General features: G+C 59.4%; 17 protein-coding genes. 6 read left to right on the top strand and 11 right to left on the bottom strand.

Going from position 1 to position 17,588, the window contains the following annotated elements:
- Positions 1-181 precede the first annotated feature (181 nt).
- The 5 genes from mnmC (at position 182) to CKW20_RS25450 (ending at position 7,583) form a co-directional block, all read left to right on the top strand.
- Positions 182-2,164: a bifunctional tRNA (5-methylaminomethyl-2-thiouridine)(34)-methyltransferase MnmD/FAD-dependent 5-carboxymethylaminomethyl-2-thiouridine(34) oxidoreductase MnmC gene (mnmC, locus tag CKW20_RS25470; protein ID WP_095055347.1), complete on the top strand. Its 1,983-nt coding sequence runs from the start codon at positions 182-184 to the stop codon at positions 2,162-2,164.
- Between the two features lie 122 nt (positions 2,165-2,286).
- Positions 2,287-4,059 carry an N-acetylglutaminylglutamine amidotransferase gene (locus CKW20_RS25465; protein ID WP_095055346.1) on the top strand — a complete coding sequence of 591 codons (1,773 nt, stop codon included), beginning with the start codon at positions 2,287-2,289 and terminating at the stop codon, positions 4,057-4,059.
- 3 nt (positions 4,060-4,062) lie between these two features.
- On the top strand, positions 4,063-5,808 hold the full coding sequence (ngg, locus tag CKW20_RS25460) for an N-acetylglutaminylglutamine synthetase (protein ID WP_095055345.1): 1,746 nt from the start codon (positions 4,063-4,065) through the stop codon (positions 5,806-5,808).
- A gap of 139 nt (positions 5,809-5,947) precedes the next feature.
- Positions 5,948-7,138, top strand: coding sequence for an osmoprotectant NAGGN system M42 family peptidase (locus CKW20_RS25455; protein WP_095055344.1), 1,191 nt, complete (start codon positions 5,948-5,950; stop codon positions 7,136-7,138).
- A gap of 217 nt (positions 7,139-7,355) precedes the next feature.
- Positions 7,356-7,583, top strand: a complete 228-nt coding sequence (locus CKW20_RS25450) for a YheU family protein (RefSeq protein ID WP_003199186.1) — start codon at positions 7,356-7,358, stop codon at positions 7,581-7,583.
- Between the two features lie 5 nt (positions 7,584-7,588).
- Here CKW20_RS25450 and csrA read toward each other — a convergent pair whose 3' ends face one another.
- The 3 genes from csrA to CKW20_RS25435 form a co-directional block, all read right to left on the bottom strand.
- Positions 7,589-7,774: a carbon storage regulator CsrA gene (gene csrA / locus CKW20_RS25445; RefSeq protein WP_095055343.1), complete on the bottom strand. Its 186-nt coding sequence runs from the start codon at positions 7,772-7,774 to the stop codon at positions 7,589-7,591.
- Between the two features lie 153 nt (positions 7,775-7,927).
- Positions 7,928-8,260: a YnfA family protein gene (locus CKW20_RS25440; protein ID WP_063341152.1), complete on the bottom strand. Its 333-nt coding sequence runs from the start codon at positions 8,258-8,260 to the stop codon at positions 7,928-7,930.
- Between the two features lie 64 nt (positions 8,261-8,324).
- Positions 8,325-9,140: an SDR family oxidoreductase gene (locus tag CKW20_RS25435; protein ID WP_095055342.1), complete on the bottom strand. Its 816-nt coding sequence runs from the start codon at positions 9,138-9,140 to the stop codon at positions 8,325-8,327.
- 299 nt (positions 9,141-9,439) lie between these two features.
- Here CKW20_RS25435 and CKW20_RS25430 point away from each other — a divergent pair, with 299 nt between their 5' ends.
- On the top strand, positions 9,440-9,592 hold the full coding sequence (locus tag CKW20_RS25430; RefSeq protein ID WP_008012020.1) for a DUF3309 family protein: 153 nt from the start codon (positions 9,440-9,442) through the stop codon (positions 9,590-9,592).
- A gap of 60 nt (positions 9,593-9,652) precedes the next feature.
- Here CKW20_RS25430 and CKW20_RS25425 read toward each other — a convergent pair whose 3' ends face one another.
- The 8 genes from CKW20_RS25425 to CKW20_RS25390 all read right to left on the bottom strand — a co-directional run bounded on the left by CKW20_RS25425 (position 9,653) and on the right by CKW20_RS25390 (position 17,587).
- Positions 9,653-11,746 carry an LTA synthase family protein gene (locus CKW20_RS25425; protein WP_095055341.1) on the bottom strand — a complete coding sequence of 698 codons (2,094 nt, stop codon included), beginning with the start codon at positions 11,744-11,746 and terminating at the stop codon, positions 9,653-9,655.
- Between the two features lie 448 nt (positions 11,747-12,194).
- A complete protein-coding gene (locus CKW20_RS25420) occupies positions 12,195-12,797 on the bottom strand; it encodes an START domain-containing protein (RefSeq protein ID WP_095055340.1) in 603 nt (200 codons plus the stop codon).
- A 41-nt stretch (positions 12,798-12,838) separates the two neighbouring features.
- Entirely contained in the window at positions 12,839-13,093 is a 255-nt protein-coding gene (locus CKW20_RS25415) for a YkgJ family cysteine cluster protein (protein ID WP_095055339.1), read from the bottom strand.
- A 157-nt stretch (positions 13,094-13,250) separates the two neighbouring features.
- A complete protein-coding gene (locus CKW20_RS25410; protein ID WP_095055338.1) occupies positions 13,251-13,718 on the bottom strand; it encodes a translation initiation factor 2 in 468 nt (155 codons plus the stop codon).
- 87 nt (positions 13,719-13,805) lie between these two features.
- Positions 13,806-15,245 carry a PLP-dependent aminotransferase family protein gene (locus CKW20_RS25405; RefSeq protein ID WP_095055337.1) on the bottom strand — a complete coding sequence of 480 codons (1,440 nt, stop codon included), beginning with the start codon at positions 15,243-15,245 and terminating at the stop codon, positions 13,806-13,808.
- 330 nt (positions 15,246-15,575) lie between these two features.
- Positions 15,576-16,388 carry an OmpA family protein gene (locus tag CKW20_RS25400; RefSeq protein WP_095055336.1) on the bottom strand — a complete coding sequence of 271 codons (813 nt, stop codon included), beginning with the start codon at positions 16,386-16,388 and terminating at the stop codon, positions 15,576-15,578.
- On the bottom strand, positions 16,385-16,741 hold the full coding sequence (locus CKW20_RS25395; RefSeq protein WP_008073146.1) for a DUF4398 domain-containing protein: 357 nt from the start codon (positions 16,739-16,741) through the stop codon (positions 16,385-16,387). The genes CKW20_RS25400 and CKW20_RS25395 overlap by 4 nt, the downstream gene beginning before the upstream one ends.
- A 9-nt stretch (positions 16,742-16,750) precedes the next feature.
- Entirely contained in the window at positions 16,751-17,587 is an 837-nt protein-coding gene (locus CKW20_RS25390) for an ABC transporter substrate-binding protein (RefSeq protein WP_095055335.1), read from the bottom strand.
- Position 17,588: the final 1 nt, after the last annotated feature.

Raw genomic sequence — 17,588 nt, 5'->3', positions numbered from 1 at the left:
TTTGTGGCGAGGGGGCTTGCCCCAAAACCTGTAGGAGCGAGGCTTGCCCGCGAAGAATGCACCGTGGTTTTCAGGTAATACGCGTCATCGTTCTTCGCGGGCAAGCCTCGCTCCTGCAGTTGGATCAAGCACCGCTGCGGCGATCGGCTAGAATGGCCTCCTTGCCGTTGCCGAGCCTGCCATGAAACCTGTATTGCCCCACGCCCAGCTCGACTGGGACGACCAAGGTCGCCCACGCTCGCGGGTGTTCGATGATGTGTATTTTTCCGACCTGTCGGGCCTTGAAGAAACCCGCTACGTGTTTCTGGAGCAAAACGATTTGCGCGACCGCTTCGCCGCATTGTCGGCGGATGGTCGACTGGTGATTGGCGAAACCGGTTTCGGTACCGGGCTGAATTTCCTCTGTGCCTGGCAGTTGTTCGAACAGCATGCGGTGGCCGGTGCGCGGCTGCATTTTGTCAGTGTCGAAAAATACCCGCTGAGCGCGCCCGATCTGCAACGAGCCCTGGCGTTGTGGCCAGAACTCAAGCCATTCGCCGATCAATTGCTGGCGCAATACGTGGCGATCCATCAAGGCTTTCAGCGCCTGGTGCTGGGCAATGGCCGCGTCACCCTGACCCTGCTGATCGGCGATGCGCTGGAGCAGTTGCCGCAACTGGATGCGCAGATCGATGCTTGGTTTCTCGACGGTTTCGCCCCGGCGAAAAACCCCGACATGTGGACCGCCGAATTGTTTGCCGAACTGGCTCGTCTCGCGGCCCCCGGCTCGACCATCAGCACCTTCACCAGCACCGGCTGGGTACGGCGCCTGTTGAACGCGGCGGGCTTCAAGATGAAGCGCACGCCAGGCATCGGCCATAAATGGGAAATTCTGCGGGGCACGTTCCTCGGTTGGCCTGAAGACGTAACCCTGCCTGCCGCGACAAAACCCTGGTTTGCTCGCCCACAGCCGCTGACCGGCGAACGCCGCGCCCTGGTGATCGGTGCCGGGCTGGCCGGTTGCGCCAGTGCCGCCAGCCTCGCCGCGCGGGGGTGGCAAGTGAGCCTGCTGGACCGTCACGCGGCACTGGCGCAGGAAGCCTCGGGCAATCCTCAGGGCGTGCTGTACCTCAAGCTTTCGGCCCATGGCACGGCATTGTCGCAATTGATCGTCAGCGGTTTTGGCTACACCCGGCGTCTGCTGGAACAACTGCAGCGTGGTGTCGACTGGGACGATTGCGGAGTCTTGCAACTGGCCTTCAATGCCAAGGAAGCCGAGCGTCAGGCGCAATTGGCCGCGGCCTTTTCACCGAGCCTGGTGCACCTGCTCGATCAACCCCAGGCCCAGGCCCGGGCCGGCATCGAATTGGAACACGGCGGCCTGTTCTACCCTGAAGGCGGCTGGGTTCATCCGCCCGCATTGTGCCAGTGGCAGGCGTCCTCAACGAACATCCAGTGGCTGCCCCATCGCGAGGTGCTGGAACTGCGCAAGGTCGATGATCAATGGCAGGCCTGGGACGGTAATGCACTGCTGGCCAGCGCGCCCGTGGTGATTCTGGCCGGCGCCGCCGAGATCAAGCGTTTTCCACACAGCGCCGACCTGCCCCTCAAACGCATTCGCGGGCAGATCACCCGACTGGCGCAAACCTCCGAAAGCCAGAGCCTGGCGACCGTCGTCTGCGCCGAAGGCTATGTGGCACCCGCTCGCCTGGGCGAACACACCCTCGGCGCCAGCTTCGATTTCAAAAGCGATGAGCTGACCCCGACCGTCGCCGAACACCTCGGCAACCTGGCGTTGCTCGAAGAAATCTCCACTGACCTGGTCGCGCGTCTGCATGTTCCAGACCTGGACCCGCAGCAGCTTGAAGGACGCGCGGCGTTCCGTTGCACCAGCCCGGATTATCTGCCGATCGTCGGACCGTTGGCCGAACCAATCGCCTTCGCCGAGGCCTATGCCGCGCTGAGCAAAGATGCCCGGCAAGTGCCCGATATTCCCTGCCCATGGCTTGAGGGGTTTTACGTCAACAGCGGTCATGGCTCTCGCGGTTTGATCACCGCGCCGTTGGCTGGCGAGCTATTGGCGGCATGGCTTGAAAACGAACCGTTGCCGCTGCCAAAAACAGTGGCCGAGGCCTGCCATCCCAACCGTTTTGCCCTCCGCCAATTGATCCGCGGAAAAGCCTGACACGCAGCCTTATAACTTATCGGTCTAAAACTCCAGGGATTCACATGGGTCAGTTTCCGAGTACCCGCCGTTTTTGGCGCGTATCGATTGACCCTCCCCAACGGAAAAACCGGTAAGGACTTATGTGCGGATTAGCTGGAGAATTACGTTTCGACCATCAACCTGCGGACCTCGCAGCCATTGAACGAATCACCCATCACTTGGCCCCTCGCGGCCCTGATGCATGGGGCTTCCACAGTCAGGGGCCGATTGCCCTGGGCCATCGGCGCCTGAAAATCATGGACCTGTCGGACGGCTCGGCACAGCCGATGATCGACAACCAACTGGGCTTGTCCCTGGCCTTCAACGGCGCGATCTACAACTTCCCGGAACTGCGCACCGAGCTGGAAGGCCTCGGTTATGCCTTCTATTCCGGCGGCGACACCGAAGTGCTGCTCAAGGGTTATCACGCCTGGGGCGAAGCCTTGTTGCCCAAACTCAACGGCATGTTCGCCTTCGCTATTTGGGAGCGCGACGCCAAGCGTTTGTTCATTGCCCGCGACCGTCTCGGCGTAAAGCCGTTGTACCTGTCGCGCACCGGTCAACGCCTGCGCTTTGCCTCGGCCCTGCCGGCATTGCTCAAGGGCGGCGACATCAACCCGATCCTCGACCCGGTGGCGCTCAATCATTATCTGAACTTCCATGCGGTAGTCCCGGCGCCGCGCACCTTGCTGGCGGGCATCGAGAAACTGCCTCCGGCAAGCTGGATGCGCATCGAAGCGGACGGCACCACCGAGCAGAAAACCTGGTGGACCCTGCCCTACGGTCCACACGCCGACGAGCAGAATCTGACCTTCGATGACTGGCGCGACCGCGTGCTCGACAGCACTCGTGAAGCGGTGGCGATCCGTCAGCGGGCGGCGGTGGATGTCGGCGTGCTGCTTTCCGGTGGCGTCGATTCGAGTTTGCTGGTGGGCCTGTTGCGCGAAGTCGGGGTCGAAAACCTGTCGACCTTTTCCATTGGTTTTCAGGATGCCGGCGGCGAGCGTGGTGACGAGTTTCAATATTCGGACCTGATCGCCAAACACTACGGCACGCAGCACCATCAACTGCGCATCGATGAAAAAGAGATCATCGAGCAATTGCCCGCGGCATTCCGCGCCATGAGCGAGCCGATGGTCAGTCATGACTGTATCGCGTTCTATCTGCTGTCTCGCGAAGTGGCCAGGCACTGCAAGGTGGTGCAAAGCGGCCAGGGCGCGGACGAGCTGTTCGCCGGGTATCACTGGTATCCGCAGGTGGACGGTGCGAGCGATCCGTACGCGGCGTATCGCGCGGCGTTTTTCGACTGCAGCTACGTCGACTACGCCGCCACGGTGCAGCCGAAATGGCTAACGACCAACGACGCGGCCGGCGACTTCGTGAAGGAACATTTCGCCCAGCCCGGTGCCGATGCAGCTGTGGACAAAGCCCTGCGCCTGGACAGCACCGTGATGCTGGTGGACGACCCGGTCAAACGGGTCGACAACATGACCATGGCCTGGGGACTGGAAGCGCGCACGCCGTTTCTCGACTATCGCCTGGTGGAGTTGTCAGCGCGAGTACCGGGTAAATTCAAATTGCCGGATGGCGGCAAGCACGTCTTGAAAGAAGCGGCGCGCCTGGTCATTCCGAGTGAAGTGATCGACCGCAAAAAAGGCTACTTCCCGGTCCCCGGCCTCAAACATTTGCAGGGCGATACGCTGAACTGGGTGCGTGAACTGCTACTCGATCCGAGTCAGGATCGTGGCCTGTTCAACCCCGCCATGCTCGACCGCCTGCTGACCGATCCGCAAGGCCAGTTGACCCCGTTGCGCGGCTCCAGGCTGTGGCAATTGGCGGCCCTGAACCTGTGGCTCAGTGAACAAGGAATCTGATCGATGAAACCTCACGCCACGGCTTATAGCCAACGCTTGTTGCGCGGTCAGGCGCCCTCCTACGAACGCTTGCAGGCGCGCCTGGCCGAAGACGGCAGTGAATTGGGCGCCGCGCCAATCGCGGTGCATTGCGGTTGGGGCCGGTTGCTGATCGGCCATACCTTTCCCGATGCAGCGAGCCTTGCCCAAGAACTGCTCAATGAGCAGCCCGGTGAGCGCGACATCGCTTTGTACGTTGCCGCGCCGCAGCAAGTGCTGGGGCTGGAGCCGGCTCAGCTGTTTCTCGACCCGTCCGACACCTTGCGCTTGTGGTTCAGCGATTACCGTCAGGCCACCCGGGTTTTTCGCGGCTTCCGCATCCGTCGGGCGCAAAGTGAAGCGGACTGGCAGGCCGTCAATCAGCTGTATCAGGCGCGCGGCATGCTGCCGATTGATGCGAGTTTGCTGACGCCTCATCACCAGGGCGGCCCGGTTTATTGGCTGGCCGAAGATGAGGATAGCGGCGCGATCATCGGCAGCGTCATGGGCCTGAATCATCACAAGGCCTTCAACGACCCGGAAAACGGCAGCAGCCTGTGGTGCCTGGCGGTCGATCCGCAATGTTCCCGCCCAGGCGTCGGTGAAGTGCTGGTGCGGCACTTGATCGAACACTTCATGAGCCGTGGCCTGAGTTACCTTGACCTGTCGGTGCTGCACAACAACCGTCAGGCGAAAAGTCTTTACGCCAAGTTGGGTTTTCGCAACTTGTCGACCTTCGCCATCAAGCGCAAGAACGGCATCAATCAGCCGCTGTTTCTCGGCCCCGGCCCGGAAGCCGAGTTCAATCCGTATGCGCGAATCATCGTCGAGGAGGCTCACCGGCGCGGTATTGAAGTGCAGGTGGATGACGCCCAGGCTGGCCTGTTTACCCTGATTCACGGCAGCCGTCGGGTACGTTGTCGCGAATCACTGAGCGATCTGACGAGCGCCATCAGCATGACGTTGTGTCAGGACAAAAGTCTAACCCACAAGGTACTGAAAAACGCCGGTCTTAAACTGCCCGCCCAGCAACTGGCGGGGAGCGCGGACGACAATCTGGCGTTTCTCGATGAGCACCAACGGGTGGTGGTCAAACCGCTGGACGGTGAACAGGGCCAAGGGGTGGCGGTGGATTTGCGCACCTTCGAAGAGGTCCGGCAAGCCATTGAAAATGCCCGCACATTCGACAGTCGAGTGCTGTTGGAAAGCTTCCATGAAGGCCTCGACTTACGGATTCTGGTGATCGGTTTCGAAGTGGTCGCGGCCGCCATTCGCCGGCCGGCGGAAGTGGTGGGCGATGGTCAACATACCATCGGCGCGCTGATTGAGGCGCAGAGCCGTCGCCGTCAGGCGGCGACCAGCGGTGAAAGCAAGATTCCGCTGGACCATGAGACCCAGCGTACGTTGCAGGCGGCGGGTTATGACTACAGCAGCATTCTGCCGGCCGGTGAGCACCTGTTCGTACGACGCACGGCGAATCTTCATACCGGCGGCATGCTTGAAGACGTCACCGCGATTTTGCATCCGACCTTGGTGGATGCAGCAGTGCGCGCGGCGCGGGCACTGGATATTCCGATGGTCGGGCTCGACCTGATGGTGCCGGCCGCTGACCAGCCGGAGTATGTGTTTATCGAAGCCAATGAACGCGCCGGGCTGGCCAACCATGAACCGCAGCCGACGGCCGAGCGGTTTGTGGATTTGTTGTTTGCGCATAGTCAGCCGGTGGTCTAGCCCCCTCATGATCGTTCCCACGCTCCCGCTGGGAATGACTCCTCGGACGCGCAGCAATCGCTTGGGACGCAGAGCGTCCCTGGCTGCATTCCCACGCAGAGCGTGGGAACGATCAGCTCTCACTTCATCAGGAGTTTCCATGACCCGCAAAATGCCCGAACCGGACCTCAATTACCTGCAAAAAGTCCTGCTGGAAATGCTCGCCATTCCCAGCCCTACCGGGTTCACCGACACCATCGTGCGTTACGTCGCCGAGCGCCTCGAAGAGCTGGGCATTCCCTTTGAAATGACCCGTCGCGGCACCCTGCGCGCCACCCTCAAGGGCAAGAAAAACAGCCCGGACCGCGCCGTCTCCGCGCACCTGGACACCATTGGCGCGGCGGTTCGCGCGATCAAGGACAACGGTCGCTTGACCCTGGCGCCGGTCGGTTGCTGGTCCAGTCGTTTTGCCGAGGGCAGCCGCGTCAGTCTGTTCACCGACAACGGCGTGATCCGCGGCAGCGTATTGCCGCTGATGGCTTCCGGGCACGCGTTCAATACTGCCGTGGATGAAATGCCGATCAGCTGGGATCACATCGAATTGCGTCTGGACGCTTACTGCGCCACCCGCGCCGATTGCGATTCGCTGGGGATCAGCGTCGGTGATTTCATTGCCTTCGACCCGTTGCCGGAGTTCACCGAAAGCGGCCACATCAGCGCCCGTCACCTCGATGACAAGGCCGGCGTTGCCGCCCTGCTGGCGGCGCTGAAAGCCATCGTCGACAGCGGCGAAGAACTGATGATCGACTGCCATCCGCTGTTCACCATCACCGAAGAAACCGGCAGCGGTGCGGCGGCGGCCTTGCCTTGGGATGTCAGCGAATTCGTCGGCATCGACATCGCGCCGGTCGCGCCCGGCCAGCATTCCAGCGAACACGCGGTGAGCGTGGCAATGCAGGATTCCGGCGGGCCTTATGACTATCACCTGTCGCGCCACCTGCTGCGCTTGGCCAGCGACAACGAACTGCCGGCGCGCCGTGACCTGTTCCGCTATTACTTCAGCGATGCTCACTCGGCGGTCACTGCCGGCCACGACATTCGTACCGCCCTGCTGGCCTTCGGTTGCGACGCCACCCACGGCTACGAACGCACCCACATCGACAGCCTCGCCGCCCTCAGCCGCCTGCTTGGCGCCTACATCCTCAGCCCGCCGGTATTCGACAGCGATGCACAACCGGCCAAGGGATCGCTGGACCGGTTCAGTCACCAGATCGAACACGAGACGCAGATGGAAAGTGATACCCGGGTACCGTCGGTGGATAGTTTGGTGGGTCAGCGTTCGGAGGGCTGATTCTTTGGTTGAGGTATTGGGTGTCTGGTCTATCGCCTTCGCGGGCAAGCCTCGCTCCTACAGAGTAATATCCCGCGCGCCACGTACCTGTAGGAGCGAGCGGTGCGGCGATCCGACTTGCCCGCGAAGGCGATAGATCAGGCACCACATGAGCCCCAGGCTAGCCGCAAACGCCCATTCGCCGTAGCATCGCGCCATTGTTTAGCCGAGGTGCCTTATGCTGATTCCCCATGACCAACTTGAAGTCGACACGCTGACCCGCCTGATCGAGGATTTCGTGACCCGTGACGGCACGGACAACGGCGATGACACACCGCTTGAAACCCGCGTCTTGCGTGTTCGTCAGGCATTGACCAAAGGCCAGGCGTTGATTGTCTTCGATCCGGAAAGCGAGCAATGCCAGTTGATGCTCAAGCACGATGTGCCCAAGCATCTGTTCGACTGAGGCCCTTAACGAGCTTTCGCTCTGGCCTGCTGGACCTGGATGCGCTCATAGACTTCGGCGCGATGTACGTTGACCTGCTGTGGCGCTTCAACACCGAAACGCACGCTGCTTCCGTTCACGGCGAGAACCCGCACGGTGATGTTGTCACCAATGGAAATCAACTCGCCCACAACGCGACTAAGTACAAGCATGGCATTCATCCTTCAGGGTTACCGGCCCTTGAAGATGCCCGGTACACGACGGGCCTTCAATGCAACGGCAGCAAAACAGTCTTGCCCTACGGCACAGAATGCATCGCCCTGACGGACGCATCTGACAAACCGGTTAAATGAAGGACCGATCCTTCAGGAAGCAGAGAAGCGCGGGCCAAACAGAATGACACTCGCCCCGATCACACACAGCGCCACACCAATCCAGTCCGAGCCCAGTGGACGAATCCGCTCGACCACCGCCAGCCAGCCGATCGACGCAATGATGTAGATGCCACCGTAGGCGGCATAGGCGCGGCCGGCGTAGCTCGCTTCGACCCGCGTCAGCAGCACCGCGAACAAGATCAGGCTGAGCAACGCCGGGATAATCCACCACGCGCTTTTACCTTGGCGCAGCCACATCCAGAAGGCGAAGCAGCCAGCGATTTCGAACAGCGCGGCGAGGAAAAACCACAGGTAATTGAGCATGCAGATGTCTCGTTGGGATGGCCGATGGCGGCCACCCTAACGACGGTATTGCGCACGGGCAAGTTCAGCTTGCGGATTGTTTGGCCTTGGCGCGCATTTTGTCGGCCATCACGGTCATTTCGTTGTAGAGCAATTGCGGGTCTTTTTGTTTGATCGCCCAGGCCATGCGGCCCTGTTCGTGAGGCAAGATCAAGAATTCGCCGACGGCGACCTGCTGATAGATGTAGTCGGCAATATCGGCAGCGGTAATTGGCGAGCTTTCCAGCAATTTACCGACTTGGGCTTTCATGGCCGGGGTCGGGCCGCGGAAGGAGTCCAGCAAGTTGGTCTGAAAGAACGACGGACAGACCACATGCACGCTGACTTCCTCGTGGGCCAGTTCGATCAACAGACTTTCGGACAAAGCCACCACCCCCGCCTTGGCCACGTTGTAGTTGCTCATGGCCGGGCCTTGCATCAGTGCCGCCATCGAGGCGATGTTGATGATCTTGCCTCGGCTTTTTTCCAGCAGAGGCAGGAACGCCTTGCAGCCCTTGACCACGCCCATCAAGTTGATCGCGATCTGCCAGTCCCAGTCTTCCAGCGACAGTTCACTGAAGAACCCGCCCGAGGCCACACCGGCGTTGTTGACGATGACATCGATGCCGCCGAACTTCTCTTCACAGGCTTGGGCGAACGCCGTCAGCTGGCTGTAGTCACGCACATCGCAACGCTGGATGAACCCGTCGCCACCGGCTTCGCGAACCAGTTTCAGAGTTTCTTGCAGGCCGGGTTCACTGACGTCCGACAAGGCCAGCTGCCAGCCTTCACGCGCCCAGCGCAGCGCGATTTCGCGACCCAGGCCTGAGCCCGCGCCAGTGATCATCATGCGATTTTGCATAGCAAACAGCCTTGTTGTTCCGGGGAAGATGCACCAAGTGTAGCGAAGGATACTGCGCCACCCACGCTCCATCAGATTGCTGAATGGCCAGTAATGAACCACGGCGCGGTCCGGTTGTTTCAACTTTGATACGCAATAAAAGAAATAAACATGCTTTCCAAAAACATTAAGAAAACCTGGAATTTTTCTTCATATCCATGAGTCGGATTTTGTAAGCAGCTAGGATTAATACAAGTCCAGCTGATGGCTAAAAGCTAAAACGCTAGGTCAACCACAACGCTTCCAACAAGGAAACAGACATGGGCACAATTCTTATCGTTATTCTTATCCTGTTGTTGATAGGTGGCTTGCCGGTCTTCCCGCACTCCAGAAGTTGGGGTTACGGCCCGTCAGGTATCATCGGCGTGGTGTTGGTGGTGCTATTGATCCTGCTGCTACTCGGCAAGATATAAAGGTTTTGCCGGCAAAAAAAAGAGGCCCTGCGAAGGGCCTCTTTTCTATTGCGCCAAAACTTAGTCCGGCTTGCCGTCAACCACACCGGCGGTGTTATCGATCAGGCTTTTGGTGGCCGTCTGGATGAACGACTCAAGTTTCTGCTTGAGCACCGCTTCGTCCGCCGATGCCGGGATCACTTCACCTTTCGGGTGGGCGCCCAGTTCGTATTGATACAACTTCGGCGGCATCTCTTTGGGCAGTACCAGCACGCGATCCGCAGTGAGCAATGCAACCGTCTGATCACTGCCCGACGGTTTGATCACGCCAAAGCCCTTATCGCCTTCCGGCAGGTTCAGCAAGTCGCGCCCCCAGCATTGATGAACCACGTCGCCACCGATCCGGCCCATGATGGTCGGCACGACGTCGATCTGGGTGCCCACGGTGTGGTCAAGTTGACCAAATTTTTCTTGGACGCCCGGCCCGATCATCAGCATCGGTACGTTGAAGCGGCCCAGGTCCATTTCGGTAATTTGCTGTTCATTGCCAAAACCATGGTCGCCGACAACCACGAACAGGGTTTCCTTGAAATACGGCTCCTTGCGGGCCTGTTCAAAGAACTGACCCAACGCCCAATCGGAGTAGCGCATGGCGGTCAAGTGTTCGTTCAGGCTGCCACGATCGGTCACGCGCTCCACCGGCAATGGCGTCGGCAAGGCGTACGGCGTGTGGTTGGACAGGGTCTGCAGCAAGGCATAGAACGGCTTTTTATCCTTGCCATCGCGGGCCTTCAATTCTTCCAGACCACGGTTGAACATGTCTTGGTCGGACACGCCCCAGGTCGGATCGGAGAACACCGGGTTGACGAAGTCATTGCGCCCGATGAAATTGGTCATCCCCTGGTTGCTGAAGAAGCCCGACTGGTTGTCCCAGGCGAAGTCGCCGTTGTAGACGTACACATCATCGTAGTCGCGGGCGCTGAGCAACTGCGGCAGGCCGGACAGTTTGTGGCTGCCTTCAGGCGTCTGCATCAGGTATTCGAAACCCGGCAGGTTCGGGAAGCAGGCCATGGTGGCGAACATGCCCTGGTGGGTATGGGTGCCGTTGGAGAAGAAACGGTCGAACAACAGGCCTTCTTTCGACAGTTTGTCGAAGTACGGTGTGATTTCACCCGGACGACCCAGAGCGCCCACCGAGTGACCGGCGAAGCTTTCCATCAGAATCACCACGACGTTCTTGATCGGCAGTGTCTTGTTGGTGTCGGGGCTGTAGTTGCGACGCATCGCTGCGGTCTCGGGATCGACCAGCTTGTCGCTCGGAGTCAGCAACGAATCGCGCACGGTCTGCTGGGCCAGAGGCTGTGGCAGCGTGGCTTTCCAGACATTATCGCGATGTGCGGATATCCGGCTTTTCGCCGCTGCGATCAGCGACAACGTGCCGTTAAGGCCCAACTGGTTGGCGAAGTTCGAGTCGGTGGTGTAAACGTCACCCCAACGCATTGGCGGACCCTGACGCAAGGTGCCACGAGCGGCGACCACGCAGACCAGCAGGCAGACCACGAACACCACGCCACGCGCATACCACGGAGCGACCTGCCGCGTGCCAATGCTGCCACCGCTGAACGGCCCGCGAGGACGCGTGGCGCGGTCGGCGCCCTTGAACGCGAGGGTCAGAATCAACGTGCCCACGGCCCAGGCCAACAAGTAGCGAACCACCGGAAAACCGTACCAGAGCATGCTCATCACGGTTTTCGGGTCTTCGTTCACGTACTGGAAGACCAGGCCATTGAGGCGTTGGTGGAATTCGCGGTAAAAGTCCATCTCCATCAGGCCAAGGAACAGCGCGATGCTCGAGGCGACGGTCAGCCACAGCCGGAAGAACCCACGGGCAGCCATGGCCCGGGCGCTGAACAATGCCAGCACCAGCGGAATGCTGAGGTAAACCACCAGACGCAAGTCGAAACGCAGGCCGTTGGCGAACGCTTCCAGAAAGGTCGAAGCCGGTGTATCGAGGATCATCGAGCTGTTGTAGACCAGCAGCGCCACGCGCAGCAGGCTGAACATGACCATCATGACCAGGGCACACAACAGTGTGTAGGCCAGATGCGATTTGACGGTCGGTTGCAGCAGGCGACTAGAAGCTCGCTGCTGACTCAGGGCGTCCGGGTTTGCCATGTCGTTTTAGGACCCATTGGAAGTTGAAGTTTCAAAAATACAGCGGCGCCTTGCCCTCTGTTGACCATCCTCGGCCCCGGGGCTTGCGCGGTGCGCAAATGTTGCACGATCACCCGCGGCATTACCATTGAATTACTGACCCGCAGGCCCGACTGTCGCTTGCAGCGTTCTGGACAAGAGACGTGTCGCAAAGTTGCGGAGGCTGACGGGTTGGGGCGTGGGTGAATTGTCTTGGAGGCTTTGTGAAAATTTCGTTCAACGCATATCCAGAAACAAAATAAAGCCCCGATACTGAACCTGTGGCGAGGGAGCTTGCTCCCGCTGGGCCGCGAAGTGGTCCCATTCTCTACCTAAAAAAGAAGGGGACTGCTTCGCAGTCCAACGGGAGCAAGCTCCCTCGCCACAGGTTATTCATCGGGGCGTTTGTCGAACAGGCTATATCGGGGGGTTACTTCTCGGCGCGTTCTTTCAGGGCTTTGAGGGTATTGAACGGCGCATCGACCACAAACTTGTTGGCCAACCACGACGGCACGCTGCCGCCGGGTTCGGTATGGGCCTGATAAGTCACTTCGACTTGATCGCCTTTAGGCACGAGCTTCCAGAAACCTTTGACCTGGGCGACCCGTACAAAACCTTTTTCTTCTGGAAGGTACTTGGGCTGCCCTTCCAATTCTCGGGTCAGGCTTCCATCGGCGCTTTCAACGGTGGTGACATGCAACACGGAGTCGCGAGGAGTGACCGGCCAAGGTGTATTGAACTGGGTGTAGGTCCAGCTCTGGTTACCTTCATGTTTGAGCAACTTCTGAGTCTTGCACTCGTGAATCCATGCACAGGCACCCGGCACGTCTTCCTGCAATGCACGCAGTTTGGCCATGGTGGTCTTCATGACGGTCACGCCACGGTAAGCCTTGTATTGGGAACCGGCCACTTCACTCAAGGACACTTTGATGCCCTCTTCTTCCTTGGCCGTTTTCCATTCTTCGGCCTGGGCCGTGGAGGCCAGCAAAACCGTCAAACCACACAGCACAGCCATACGATGCAGCGAACCCATAGTCTTATTCCTTATTGTTGAAGTTCTGTTCGATGAACACATCACGCGGCCGTCATTTGCTCCCACCAGCCCAGCAATTTGATCGCTTCGTCGCTGCTGTTTCCGCAGACCTCGATATCGGCTTCAAATGCCGAACACACCGCAGGACGTTCCGGCTTGCCAAAAATGCTGCACAGGTTATCGGCAGACAGCTGCACACAACGCTCTCCGGCAGCTTTGCCATTGGGCATTCCGGGAATCGGCGAACTGATGGAAGGGGCAATACAACAGGCGCCACAGCCTTCACGGCATCTCATGACGACAAGCTCCTCGCGACGGGTAAAGGGACGGGGCACAGAGTAACGACTAAAACGACTGTTTAAAATTACCTGAGCCCGGGTTTTTTCGCTCAAACGAACGTGACTGACCAGTCTCCGACAAAGCGTCTGGTCCACGGGTCACGAATGGGTGGATTTACTGCTTGAACTCAAATTCCAGCGCCGCGCCTTCAACTTCCCGACGCTCTTCATTGCGCAGTTGCAACTGCATTTCGTTGCTGAGCAGGCGACCGTTGAGCTGGAACGGGCTGCTCTTGTCACCGAACATTTGCGGCAACAGTGCATCGTGTCGGGGCAATGATACCGTGCCGACCGGCTTCAGTTCTTCGACCATGTCCTTGGGCAAGCTCAAGTCGAGATTTGCGGAAGGGAGTTTGGCTTGCACGACTTCACTGGCCGGTTTCGACTTGGAAGCAATGGGGGAACGTTTTTTGACCGCAGTAGCCTTCTTTTTGGTCGGCGCGGCCTTTTTGACCGGTGCCGCTTTTTCCGCGGTTGTGCTGGCTGTCGGTTTTTCCTCAACGGAAGCCGCCATGACGCCTTCCGCGTGACAGGTCATCAACAGGCAGATCAACAACCAGGCGGCAGGAAAAATCGGCTTCATGGACCCAACGGCGCGAACGGCAGAAGGTTATATGCTCGCCTGTTGGAGACAACAAGACAAGCGGGCAGTTCAGAACTGCCCGGCCGATCAAAAACCGATCGTCGTCTCCTGACAAAGTTGCGTCGCCAGCAACCCCAACGTCATCAATGCACGCTCGGCTTCACGGTTCCAGGGGGTGCCACAGTTCAGACGAATGCAGTGATTGAACTGCTCGGTGTTACTGAAGATCAGCCCCGGCGCAATACTGATGCCCTGCTGCAACGCACGCACATGCAGTTCCTGCGTGTTGACCCGTCCCGGCAGGCTGACCCACAGAATGAAACCACCGGTGGGCCGGCTCATCTGCGTGCCTTCCGGAAAGTACTGCTGCACCGCCAGTTGAAAAGCACTGAGGTTCTTGCGGTATTCCTGACGGATGTAGCGCAAATGCCGGTCGTAACCACCGTTCTCCAGATAGGCTGCGATGCCCATTTGCGTGACGCTGCAAGCCGAATGGGTGCTGAAGGTTTGCAAGCGCTGGATTTCCTGCTGGTACTTGCCGGCAATCATCCAGCCGATGCGCACACCGGGCGACAGGGTTTTGGAGAAACTGGAGCAATAGATCACTCGATCCAGCCGGTCATAGGCCTTGAGCGATTTGGTGCGGCCCTGCTCGAACATCAGTTCGCCGTAAATATCGTCTTCGACGACCTGAATATCGAAATCCGAGGCCAGACGCAGCAGTTGTTTCTGCCGCTCTTCAGGCATGGTGCCGCCCAAGGGATTGCTCAGACGGGTGGTCAGCACCAGCGCCTTGATCGACCACTGGTTGGCTGCCAATTGCAGGGCTTCGAGGCTCATGCCGGTAGCCGGATCGCTGGGGATCTCGATGACTTTCAGCCCCAGCAGATCAGCCAGTTGCAGCAAACCATAATAGGTTGGCGACTCGGCCGCGATCAGATCGCCCGGCCGGGTCAACACGCGCAGAGACATCTGCAATGCATCGACGCAACCGTGGGTAATGACCACTTCCGACGGATCGACCACCACGCCGGCATCACGCATGCGGATCGCCACTTGCCGACGTAACGGCTCGAAGCCGGGGCTGAACATGTAGCTGAACGCCCGAGGGCTATGGAAACGGGTGACTTTGGCCAGTTGCTGATGCAGCGCCCGCACCGGCAGATAGTCGACGCTCGGTACGGCCGCGCCCAACGGGAAGACGCCTTCGCGGCGGGATTCGACCAGTACTTGCTGGATGATGCTGCTGCGGGTGACCAGGCCAGGGCGCTCGACCCGGGCAATATCCGGGGTTGGCGCCGTGAGCGCCGGCGTCTGGTGCACGTAGTAACCGGATTGCGGCCGGGCACGAATCAGCCCCTGATCCTCAAGGTTGGCGTAGGCCTGCAACACCGTTGCATGGCTGACGTTGAGCTGCGAGCTCATCTTGCGCACCGAAGGCACGCGCTCCCCCGGTTGATAGACACCGCGGCGGATGTCTTCAGCCAGTTGCTGAGCAATTCGTTGATAGAGCAAGAGATTGGTCATGACGCAGCACTCGATTTCACGGGCATTTTATTCTTGTGTGAAACAATACCGGAACAGTTTAGAAGTGTACTGGGACAGTTGCCACAATAGTCGACCGTACAGTCCATTGTCAGCAAAAACTGTACTGTGGACCGATGGGCAGGCGCAAAAAAACCCGGCGCTGACTGACAGGCCGGGTTGTAGGAGCTGTGTAGGAGCTGTCGAGTGAAGCGAGGCTGCGATCTTTCCAGATTCACTTGAGTCCCAAGCGAAAGATCAAAAGATCGCAGCCTCGCTTCACTCGACAGCTCCTACAGGATTTCGGACGTCACCTGCCTTTTCCGATAACCCTTAGCGAGTGGCGCCGAGCTGGCCTTTTTCGTCGGAGAACACAATTTCCACCCGACGGTTCTGCGCACGACCGCGCTCGGAAGCGTTCACGTCCACCGGGTATTCATCGCCGTAGCCTTCGACTTTGATACGTTTGTCGTCGATGCCCAGGTCCATCAGCACATCTGCCACCGATTGCGCACGGTCACGGGACAGCTTGAGGTTTTCCTGTTTACCGCCGGTGCTGTCGGTATAGCCCTCGATCCGCACCACGCGCTTGGGGTTGAGCTGCAAGAACTGGACGATCTTCAGCACCACACGGTTTGCCGAGCTTTTCAGCTCTGCTTCACCGGTATCGAACAGCACATCACCCAAGGTCATCACCAGACCACGGTCGGTTTGGGTAGTCGCCAATGCCACAATCTGCTCTTCGAGCCACTTGCCCTGCTGCTGCACGCTGAGCAACTTGGACTCACGCAGGGCCAACTGCAGGCGCTGACGCTCGAGTTCGAGCTTCGTCGCGCGTTCCTCGTTGAGCACTTGATTGGTGTGTTCCCGGGCAATTTCACTGTAGCGCCGGCTCAGGTAGGCGTAATGCACCACGTCCGAACCGCTGCCCCAGTAGCTGGACAGACGATCGGCGCGGGCCAGGGACTCGCCGGCACGGATCACGTCTTTGGGCGCAATGCGCAGCACGTTGGAGTCTTCCTTGACCTTCTGGAAGTCGGTGCCTGCCTGCTGGATTGCGGCTTCGCTGTGTTGGCCAGCGCAGCCATAAAGGCTTGCGCAGCCGGCCAGGATCAAGCCGCCGAGTGCTTTGGTCTTCAGGCTCATTGGGCATCTCCCAGTTGCTTGCGCAGGCGAGTGATGCGGGTATTGAGCACGTTCAACTGCTCCTCGCTCTTGAGGGTCAGAACCCGGGCTTCGGCCAGACGCGCGTCCAGCTCGGCCTGCTCGGCCCGCATGCGCGCATTCTTGAAGGACTGGTCGGCCATGTTGCCCTTGGCACGCTTGAACTTGTCTTCGGCCAGTTTCAGCTCCGGCACTTCGTCGGCGGTAGCACCCACGGCCTTGGCTTGTTCGAGGGCCTGTTCGGTCAGGCGTATTTGTTCATTCGGCGCCGGATCGGCTGCACAACCCGCCAGAGCCAGAACGGCCAGGGCAGCGAAAAGAGGTCGAATACTCACTAAAAATCCCTACTGTTTTGGGGTACTGACAGGTTGTGGCTGCGGTTGTGAGAGTTGCGCTTTCCAACGCTCGATATTGCGCAGCAGCGCAGCTTCTGTCAGTCCGGACGCGGGCAATTCTGTCATCTTTTTGGCCAGCTGTCCGCGCAACCAAGGATCGTTGCAGGCAGAGTTATGGGAAACCGCGAGATACAGGCCGGGTTTGTCGATGGGTTGTGGGTGGGCCATCAAGTCATCGGCCATCCCCAGCGTTTGCACCATGGCCATGCCCGAGTAGCGTCCGGCGAGGACAAATTCCACCTCGTTCAGCAGCAATTTCTGAAAGGCCTGGGTCAGATTGGGTGTGCGCACAAGGGTCAATTGCTGCTCGGCGAAAGTGCCGAATGCCGGAGTCACTCGAGCCTTTTCCGACAACGCGCCGGGATGATCGTGCAGGTCCTGCGCTTCGTTGTAGACCAGCAACGAGTCGTTGCGGGTCCAGACCAGGTAATTGTTTTCCAGCAGCGGTGGATGGATGTAATCCAGATTTTCCAGCTCACTGACCATCAACGGCGCATCGGCCAGCATGTCCATCCGCCCGCTGCGCACTTCGTCCAGGGCCTGGGAGCGTTTGCCGGCGTAAAGCAGCTCGACCTTGATCCCCAACTCCCCCGCCACGTGCTGCAACAGATCAGCGCTGGCGCCTATCAGGTACTTGGGATTTTGCGGGTCTTGCCACAGGTACGGCGGTGCGTCCGGGCTACCGGTCACCACCAGCCGCTCGCATTTACCCGCGGCGATGGACAGCGTCGGCAGCAACGTCAGCCCCAGCAGCAATGACCAGCCACACACGCGGCGTAAATCCATG

Source organism: Pseudomonas sp. Irchel s3b2, from assembly GCF_900187445.1.
GTDB lineage: Bacteria > Pseudomonadota > Gammaproteobacteria > Pseudomonadales > Pseudomonadaceae > Aquipseudomonas.
This window is presented reverse-complemented; position numbering and strand designations above follow the sequence as displayed.

Excerpts from the sequence above, each read along its gene's own strand:
- csrA (WP_095055343.1), bottom strand. The coding sequence starts at position 7,774 with ATGCTTGTACTTAGTCGCGTTGTGGGCGAGTTGATTTCCATTGGTGAC.
- CKW20_RS25400 (WP_095055336.1), bottom strand. The coding sequence starts at position 16,388 with ATGAGCCTGAAGACCAAAGCACTCGGCGGCTTGATCCTGGCCGGCTGC.
- CKW20_RS25440 (WP_063341152.1), bottom strand. The coding sequence starts at position 8,260 with ATGCTCAATTACCTGTGGTTTTTCCTCGCCGCGCTGTTCGAAATCGCT.
- CKW20_RS25415 (WP_095055339.1), bottom strand. The coding sequence starts at position 13,093 with ATGAGATGCCGTGAAGGCTGTGGCGCCTGTTGTATTGCCCCTTCCATC.
- CKW20_RS25430 (WP_008012020.1), top strand. The coding sequence starts at position 9,440 with ATGGGCACAATTCTTATCGTTATTCTTATCCTGTTGTTGATAGGTGGC.
- CKW20_RS25425 (WP_095055341.1), bottom strand. The coding sequence starts at position 11,746 with ATGGCAAACCCGGACGCCCTGAGTCAGCAGCGAGCTTCTAGTCGCCTG.
- CKW20_RS25390 (WP_095055335.1), bottom strand. The coding sequence starts at position 17,587 with ATGGATTTACGCCGCGTGTGTGGCTGGTCATTGCTGCTGGGGCTGACG.
- CKW20_RS25435 (WP_095055342.1), bottom strand. The coding sequence starts at position 9,140 with ATGCAAAATCGCATGATGATCACTGGCGCGGGCTCAGGCCTGGGTCGC.
- CKW20_RS25420 (WP_095055340.1), bottom strand. The coding sequence starts at position 12,797 with ATGGGTTCGCTGCATCGTATGGCTGTGCTGTGTGGTTTGACGGTTTTG.
- mnmC (WP_095055347.1), top strand. The coding sequence starts at position 182 with ATGAAACCTGTATTGCCCCACGCCCAGCTCGACTGGGACGACCAAGGT.
- CKW20_RS25450 (WP_003199186.1), top strand. The coding sequence starts at position 7,356 with ATGCTGATTCCCCATGACCAACTTGAAGTCGACACGCTGACCCGCCTG.
- ngg (WP_095055345.1), top strand. The coding sequence starts at position 4,063 with ATGAAACCTCACGCCACGGCTTATAGCCAACGCTTGTTGCGCGGTCAG.
- CKW20_RS25465 (WP_095055346.1), top strand. The coding sequence starts at position 2,287 with ATGTGCGGATTAGCTGGAGAATTACGTTTCGACCATCAACCTGCGGAC.
- CKW20_RS25455 (WP_095055344.1), top strand. The coding sequence starts at position 5,948 with ATGACCCGCAAAATGCCCGAACCGGACCTCAATTACCTGCAAAAAGTC.
- CKW20_RS25410 (WP_095055338.1), bottom strand. The coding sequence starts at position 13,718 with ATGAAGCCGATTTTTCCTGCCGCCTGGTTGTTGATCTGCCTGTTGATG.
- CKW20_RS25405 (WP_095055337.1), bottom strand. The coding sequence starts at position 15,245 with ATGACCAATCTCTTGCTCTATCAACGAATTGCTCAGCAACTGGCTGAA.